Source organism: Pedobacter sp. 10L46_2, assembly GCF_056395165.1.
The window spans coordinates 1-7,347 of record NZ_JBFTIZ010000273.1; the positions used below are offsets into that span (position 1 = coordinate 1).

Genomic DNA, 7,347 nt, shown 5'->3' on the forward strand with positions numbered 1-7,347 from the left:
GTTTATTATAGTATGGGCTGGCAGATAAAATGGCGTCGTAACCACTTACTTCAAAATCTTTTATGTTTTGCGCTATAACATTGGTGTCGTTGCCGCCAATACCGGCAATTAGTGGTAAACGGCCATTATTTATTTCTGCTGTAAATTCCCAGATCTTCTTTTTTTCGTCCTTATTGAGTGTTGATGCTTCTCCTGTTGTACCTAATGATACCAGGTATTCTACCTTTCCTTCGATCAGGTAGTTGATCAGGTTTTTCAACCCGTCAAAATCTACTGACCCATCTGCATTAAATGGTGTAACCAGTGCTACACCCGTTCCATGAAATTTGTTCATTGTTTAGTTATTATTTCAACATCTCTAATAAATCACCCTCTGAAATCAGTGGTACATTTAGTTTTTTCGCTTTATCCAGTTTAGACGGACCCATATTGTCGCCGGCAAGCAAATAATTAAGCTTGGCCGAAATGCCGCTTAAGATTTTGCCACCATTGCTTTCTATCAGATCCTTAAGTTCTTCTCTGCTATAATTTTCAAAAACGCCCGAAATTACAAATGTTTTTCCAGTTAATTTGTCACTTTGTAAAGCAATTTCATTTTCTATAGCTTCAAATTGAAGTCCGTAGGATTTTAAAAGCCCAATTTGATGTAAATGTTCCGGATTTCCAAAATATTCAATGATACTTTCTGCAATGCGCTGTCCGATTTCATCTATTGCGGTTAGTTCTTCGAGACTGGCTGTCGATAATTTCTCGATGTCTTTAGCGCCGAAAGCTAATTTTTTGGCTACAGTTTCGCCTACATACCTGATACCCAATCCGAACAATACTTTTTCAAAAGGCATCTGTTTAGACTCCTCAATACCTTTAAGCATATTTTCGATGGAACGTTCTCCAAAGCGGTCTAAGGTTTTCAGTTCTTCCGCTTTTTCATGAAGTGTATATAGATCGCTGATGTGTTTTACTAATCCCTTTTGATAAAATGTTTCTATGGTTTCGTCGCCAAGACCGTCTATATTCATTGCTTTTCTGCCAATAAAATGTTGGATCTTGCCTACAATTTGTGGCGGACAAGCTTCATCATTAGGGCAGTAGTAGGCAACTTCACCTTCTTTTCTAATCAGGGTCGATTGGCATTCAGGGCAAACTGAAGGGTAAATAATTTTAGGTGCACCGGCTTTGCGTTTATCCAGGTTCACATTAATTATTTTAGGGATAATCTCTCCGCCTTTTTCTACGAACACACTATCTCCCTCATGCAAATCCAATCTTTCAATCTCATTTGCATTGTGCAGTGTGGCCCTCTTTACAGTAGTGCCGGCAAGTTGCACCGGTTTTAAATTTGCTACAGGAGTAACAGCACCTGTGCGGCCCACCTGATAGGTTACCTTTTCCAGTATGGTCTCTACTTCTTCTGCTTTGAATTTAAATGAAATGGCCCAGCGTGGAGATTTAGCTGTAAAGCCCAGTTCCTGTTGCTGTGCATAGCTGTTCACTTTAATTACAATGCCATCAATGTCATATGATAGTTTAAAACGCTCGGTTTCCCAATGCTTAATGAACAACAATACATCGTMAATGTTGCTAACCAGTTTGGAATTGGTACTTACGTTGAATCCCCAGCTTTTTAAAGTCTGCAGGCTTTCCCAATGTGTTTTAAAATAATTTTTATCGGTATTTAGTGAGTACAGGAAGCAGTCAAGAGGGCGTCTGGCTACCTCTTTTGAGTCCTGCATTTTTACGGTTCCTGCGGCAAAATTTCTTGGGTTGGCATATTGGATCTCCCCAAGCTCTTCGCGTTCCTTATTTAGGCGCTCAAAAGCAGCACGGTGCATAAAGATTTCACCTCTGATCTCGAACAGAGGCGGTACTTCTTCATTTTTTAATTTATGAGGGATATTGTTAATGGTACAGTGGTAAATGTTTTGGTTATTTCGCCTCCAACTTTCAGGGTAGGAGAGTCGGGATCTGCAAATTCCGGATGCTCCTTTTCCAGCTTGCCAAGTTCCTCAAGTTTTTTGTCGAACTCGTAATCTGCAATGGTAGGCATTGCCAATACATAATAATTGTAACTGTGTTGGTTAAGCTCCTTAACCAATGCATCCATTTTATCTTTTATATCAAATAGTGACATAGAAGCGAAGATACAAATTAGCTTTAGGAGCTAATTGAGATTTATATGAAATATTTTTGATGTTGAGGATTCTAATGATTGCCAGCCTTTAAATGTTGCTCCACATCGCTGAATATAGACATGTAATCATCTTCAATACTGGTCTTAAAAACAGAGAGTTTATCTGTTAATAATGCAAGTTGTGGTTCTGTAAATGGGCTGTCCCACAAACGCATACAAATGCGGTTCAGGGCATAAGAGATGTTCTCGATCTTCTGGTAACTAAACAGGTATCTGCTGGAAATAAAGCTGTTCAGGAATTTAAAGAATACCGTTGTGTCTGGTACACCACTTTTTTTTAGAAAAGAATCTATTGCTTGTTTATTGGCCTGGCCTAACTGCTCGTAAAAAGTATTAATGTTTACTGTTCCATGGATGGTTAGCAAATGATCCAGCACTAGCTCAAGACCAATATGAGCTAGGAAAAAAGGCTTAACAGGGCTATCTTGAAGTGCCGGTAAGATGATCTGTTTTAAGGTGTTGGTATGTAATTTAAAAAACTCCGATGAATGAAAAACAGCATCTACTGCAATGTGTCGGCCCCATCCAATAAGGATAGAATTTTCATCAGCATCAGATTCAAAAAGATGTTTTTCTTTTAGCGGATATAAGTTGCTGTCTTTCTGTGCATTCTTTACAAAATCTGGCAAAACAACTCCGATTACCATGTTTGCATCATGATTGTCTCTTTCAAAATAAAAATGCGACAAAAAGTTCATTGCCCTAAAAGTAGCTAATTTTGTTCAGTTTAAGCGTTTTTGAGGCGTATTGAATTTAAAGGATAACATAGGTTTTCCTATATTTGCGGCAAAAGGATATAAGAATGACCAATTTCGTTGAAGAGCTACGCTGGAGAGGCATGTTACAGGACATCATGCCGGGTACTGAAGATAAATTGAATGAAGGAATGACCTCAGGTTATATAGGATTTGACCCTACTGCTGATTCACTGCATGTAGGACATTTAACTCAGATCATGACGCTTATTCATTTTCAACGTGCCGGCCATAAGCCATATGCACTAGTAGGCGGAGCTACCGGCATGGTAGGTGATCCTTCAGGTAAATCTGACGAAAGAAATCTTCAAACCGAGGCCACAGTAGAACATAATCTAGCCGGAATGAAAAAACAGCTTTCTAAGTTTTTGAAATTCGAAGCGACAGGTAATGGTGCAGTGATGGTGAACAATAATGACTGGTTCAAGGACATGAACCTGTTTACTTTTATCAGAGATGTAGGTAAACACATTACTGTAAACTATATGATGGCAAAAGATAGTGTTAAAAGAAGACTGGAAGGTGATTCGGGACTTTCTTTTACCGAATTCTGCTACCAGCTGATTCAGGGTTATGACTTTTACTATTTGTGGAAACACCACAATTGCCTGGTGCAAATGGGTGGTTCAGATCAATGGGGCAATATTGTTACCGGAACAGAACTCATCAGAAGGAAAGATGGCGGTACTGCATTTGCAGTGACTACCAATCTGATCAAAAAAGCTGATGGTACTAAGTTTGGTAAAACTGAAAGCGGGGCGGTATGGTTAGATGCAGCAAAAACGTCGCCTTACAAATTCTATCAGTTTTGGCTTAATGCTTCTGATGATGATACTAAAAAATGGATCAGAATTTTTACGCTTAAATCGCAAGAAGAAATAGAAAGCCTTGAGGCAGAGCACGACACTGCGCCACATTTGCGCGTTCTTCAAAAAGCATTGGCCGAGGATATAACCATCAGAACACATTCTGTTGAGGCATTGGAAACTGCAATTAAAACCTCTGAATTTTTATTTGGTAATGGTTCTTTGGAGTTTTTCAAAACTTTAAATGAAACACAGGTTTTAGAAATATTTGAAGGTATCCCTCAATTTGAAATTTCAAAATCGGAACTTGAACAAGGAATTGACGCCGCTACATTGCTTGCCGAAAAATCGAGCGTTTTTGCTTCTAAAGGCGAAGCGAAGAAATTGATACAAGGTGGCGGAGTATCTGTAAATAAAGAAAAGGTTGGTGATGCTCAGGCTGTTTTTAATGCTGAAAACCTATTGAATGATCAATTTATTATCGTTCAAAAAGGTAAAAAGAACTATTATCTGATAATAGCTAAATAATCAGAAAGCTAATTTACCAACAGGTTGCAGCCTCTGATATCAGCATTGTCAAAACGGCCTAGAACCTCAAAAGATCCATCTTCAAATACGCGGCCCAGATCCTGGGTCGCTATAAAAGAACAGGAATTGATGTTTGCAAGATCGATAACATTGATTCCTCCTGTTTTGTTGTTTGCGATCAGACTTAAAGGATCATTGGTATCCCTAAGGTTAATCTTCATCCAGGGAGGACAATTAAACACTCCATTTCCATAAGAATAGGCTTGCGATAAAAGTTCAGTCATGCCATATTCGCTATGGATGGCACTAACGCCAAAGCCATTCTGAAGTATTTCGTGCAATTCTTCTCTCACCATTTCTTTCCTTTTGCCTTTCATACCACCTGTTTCCATTACAATCAGTTCGGGGAAATCTATTTTGTACTGCTCAACAAAATCAAGCAGGGCATAAGTAACACCAATTAGAATGGTTTTCTGGCCAGAGGCTTGCAGCTTTTTTAGTTTTTGGAACAAATCATCATGATTGTGCAAGAAGTAGCCACTGTCTTTATGTTTGCTTTGCTTTAGCAGCGCATCAACCATGTAGATTAAAGACGACCCATCCCGTTCCAGATAAGAAGGCAGTAGCGCAAGGAAACATGTTTGTTCGGGTTTGCTGTAAAACTGCTCAAAAGCAAGGTTAAAGCTTTGTTCGTATACTTTAACATCGGTAACCAAATGTCTGCTTTGCAACATACCTGTAGTGCCTGAACTGCTAAAAATAATCTCAGTTTCGTCAGCAGAACTTAGTACCTCATGACTTTTAAAAAAGCTGATCGGCAAGTAAGGAATACGATCTGATGAAGATATCTCCTCAGGCTTAATCCTTAAATGAGATATGTATTCGCAATACACTGAACAATTTTTTGCCTGATGTTTAAATACTTCAAGGGATGCTTTTTCAAACTGTTCTTTAGTCTCAATAGAGAAAATTTGCCCGATTAAATCTTTCACGTGTGCAAAAATACACAACAAAGTTTTAATTAAGAATTGGTTTTCTTGGTTAGAACAGCTTTTCTGAAATGATAACCACAAAAACCGCTTACTCCCGCTATAAATGCACCAAGCATAGCGCTCAATGCCAGCACCAATATCCATGAACTTACACCAAGCATTCCTGCTACCCTTAATGCTAAAACATTGTTGTTAGGTAAGCTTTTAAATAAAGCCATTCCTGTCCACAAGAGCAGGATCGCAAAAAAAGGCGACCATAAAGATATCTTTCCTGTTTTACCAATTAAACCGCATGTTGCAAATGAAATCACTACGATTATCCACCAGGGCAAAACCATTTGAAGTAAATAAGAGGCTATTAAAATTACAATAAATACCATGATGCTATTTTTTGGATATTTTTAATTTAGAGATTATTTTGGCCGATGGGTCATCAACAGATTGCATAAAGAAAAGGTCATACAGCTCGCCGTTAGCCCAGGTGTCGATCATATTGTCGTAGAATTTACTGCCAGGGTTGCCCGATTGTCCGCCCGGGAAAACGCCATGTCCTTTAGGTGTTTTTCCTAATTCAACAACCATTCGCCACGAGGGGCCATTGCTTTCGCTTAATGCATCTATGGTCATTTTACCACCACCAATCATTAATGTTTTAGAGCCGAAACCCGGTATTTTTGCCAGATGCGGAACATTGCTATGCTTAAAGTTGGCCCATTGCCATCTTTCGCCAATAGGCCCGTATTTACGTTCCAGGCTATCGCATGAATACTTAAAGGCCTCATTTACAAGATCACTTAACGTTTCTTTCTCTGGTGTCTTAATGTTATCGACCCATTTGGAATCTGGCTGTGTTAAAATCAGTTGTACGGTTCTGTCTCTGGAAGGATAGCGCATTGGAACACCGTCAACACTAAATTCATCATCCCAGATATTGTATTGAATGCGTTTGGTCCACAGATCAAAAATACTTGCTGCAACTTCTTTTGCATCGTAATGTTTATTCCAGGCAGACACTAAAGAGAACCCTTCTTTTTGTGTGGCGTTTAACTTGCTGCCATCTACCAAAGGTAAAATAGCGGGTAAGATATTTTGGGCATGGATGCTGTAAGTGTCGGTCTGCATCGTTCTGATGCTGTCGGCAGTAGCGTTAGTCATTACTGTTAACCTGTCGTTTATGCGTTTCGCCCGTTCATACGGACTAAATTCCCAGTTAATGTAATAAGGGTAAGTTTGATCGGTAGATGATTGATTGGCCGAACTAACAAAGTTTCTTGGAGGGTTCTTAACAGTTGGGTTTTGAGAAGCAGGAATCCATCCTTGCCAATCATTTTTAGGATCAGAACCATCCATAATAAATTTACCCTGATCTTTCCATTTTAGTGGGAACTTGCCATTTGCGGTAATGGCAATATCATTATCAACCGAAGCGAATACAAAGTTTTGTGCCGGAGCCGTATAATAAGTAAGTGCTTTGCGGTAATCGTTGTAGTTCTTGCCGCGATTTAGCAAATAGAAAGTTTTAAGCTCATTAGATTTATCATGAGCAATCCACCTTAGTGCATTTCCGATAGGAATATTTTGAGCCTTAGAAAACTTTTCTGGCTTCTGAAGATAAACTACCGGACCTTGGTGCGTATAATAAACGGTGTCTATTTCAGCTTTGCTACCCCTTATCAGGATCTTTTCAAGTCGGGTTGTGGTATTTTTCCACTCATTATTATACCAATAGCTTTTATGGGTATTGTCTTTGAATTTGATCTCATAAAAATCCAGCACATCTGCGGCTACATTGGTAACTCCCCAGGCAATATTTTGGTTAAAGCCTATAATTACTCCCGGTGCTCCCGGTAATGATACGCCATAGCTGTTTAGACCTGGAGCATGAAGTTGAATCTGGTACCAGATAGAAGGAAGGGTTAAATCAAGGTGAGGGTCGTTTGCTAAAATAGGGTAGCCGGATTTTGTTTTTGCACCTGATATGGCCCAGTTATTACTTCCAATTCCTTCTTCTTTTTGTTTAGTTTCTATATTTCCGGTTGTCATTTCCTTTAATGCATCAGCAGGCGGAGTAGGAA

Annotated in this window: 6 protein-coding genes and 1 pseudogene; 1 reads left to right on the forward strand and 6 read right to left on the reverse strand. The window is 39.2% G+C overall.

Annotated elements, in window-relative coordinates; genetic code table 11:
• From AC1DDX_RS22050 to AC1DDX_RS22060, 3 genes and pseudogenes are all read right to left on the reverse strand, one after another.
• A partial coding sequence (locus AC1DDX_RS22050; RefSeq protein WP_477622604.1) for a dihydrodipicolinate synthase family protein occupies nucleotides 1-334 on the reverse strand: 334 nt, incomplete at its 3' end.
• 10 nt (nucleotides 335-344) lie between these two features.
• Nucleotides 345-2,131: pseudogene (ligA, locus tag AC1DDX_RS22055) on the reverse strand (NAD-dependent DNA ligase LigA).
• 71 nt (nucleotides 2,132-2,202) lie between these two features.
• On the reverse strand, nucleotides 2,203-2,889 hold the full coding sequence (locus AC1DDX_RS22060; protein ID WP_337715717.1) for an ACP phosphodiesterase: 687 nt from the start codon (nucleotides 2,887-2,889) through the stop codon (nucleotides 2,203-2,205).
• A 104-nt stretch (nucleotides 2,890-2,993) separates the two neighbouring features.
• On the opposite strand from AC1DDX_RS22060, the gene tyrS reads away from it, so the two are divergent.
• Nucleotides 2,994-4,280, forward strand: a complete 1,287-nt coding sequence (gene tyrS / locus AC1DDX_RS22065; RefSeq protein WP_337715715.1) for a tyrosine--tRNA ligase — start codon at nucleotides 2,994-2,996, stop codon at nucleotides 4,278-4,280.
• An 8-nt stretch (nucleotides 4,281-4,288) separates the two neighbouring features.
• On the opposite strand, the gene AC1DDX_RS22070 is transcribed toward tyrS, so the two are convergent.
• From AC1DDX_RS22070 to AC1DDX_RS22080, 3 genes are all read right to left on the reverse strand, one after another.
• A complete protein-coding gene (locus AC1DDX_RS22070) occupies nucleotides 4,289-5,272 on the reverse strand; it encodes a LuxE/PaaK family acyltransferase (RefSeq protein ID WP_288883981.1) in 984 nt (327 codons plus the stop codon).
• 29 nt (nucleotides 5,273-5,301) lie between these two features.
• Nucleotides 5,302-5,652, reverse strand: coding sequence for a hypothetical protein (locus tag AC1DDX_RS22075; RefSeq protein WP_172660789.1), 351 nt, complete (start codon nucleotides 5,650-5,652; stop codon nucleotides 5,302-5,304).
• A 4-nt stretch (nucleotides 5,653-5,656) separates the two neighbouring features.
• The coding region (locus AC1DDX_RS22080) for a penicillin acylase family protein (protein ID WP_477622605.1) at nucleotides 5,657-7,347 on the reverse strand (1,691 nt) is incomplete at its 5' end.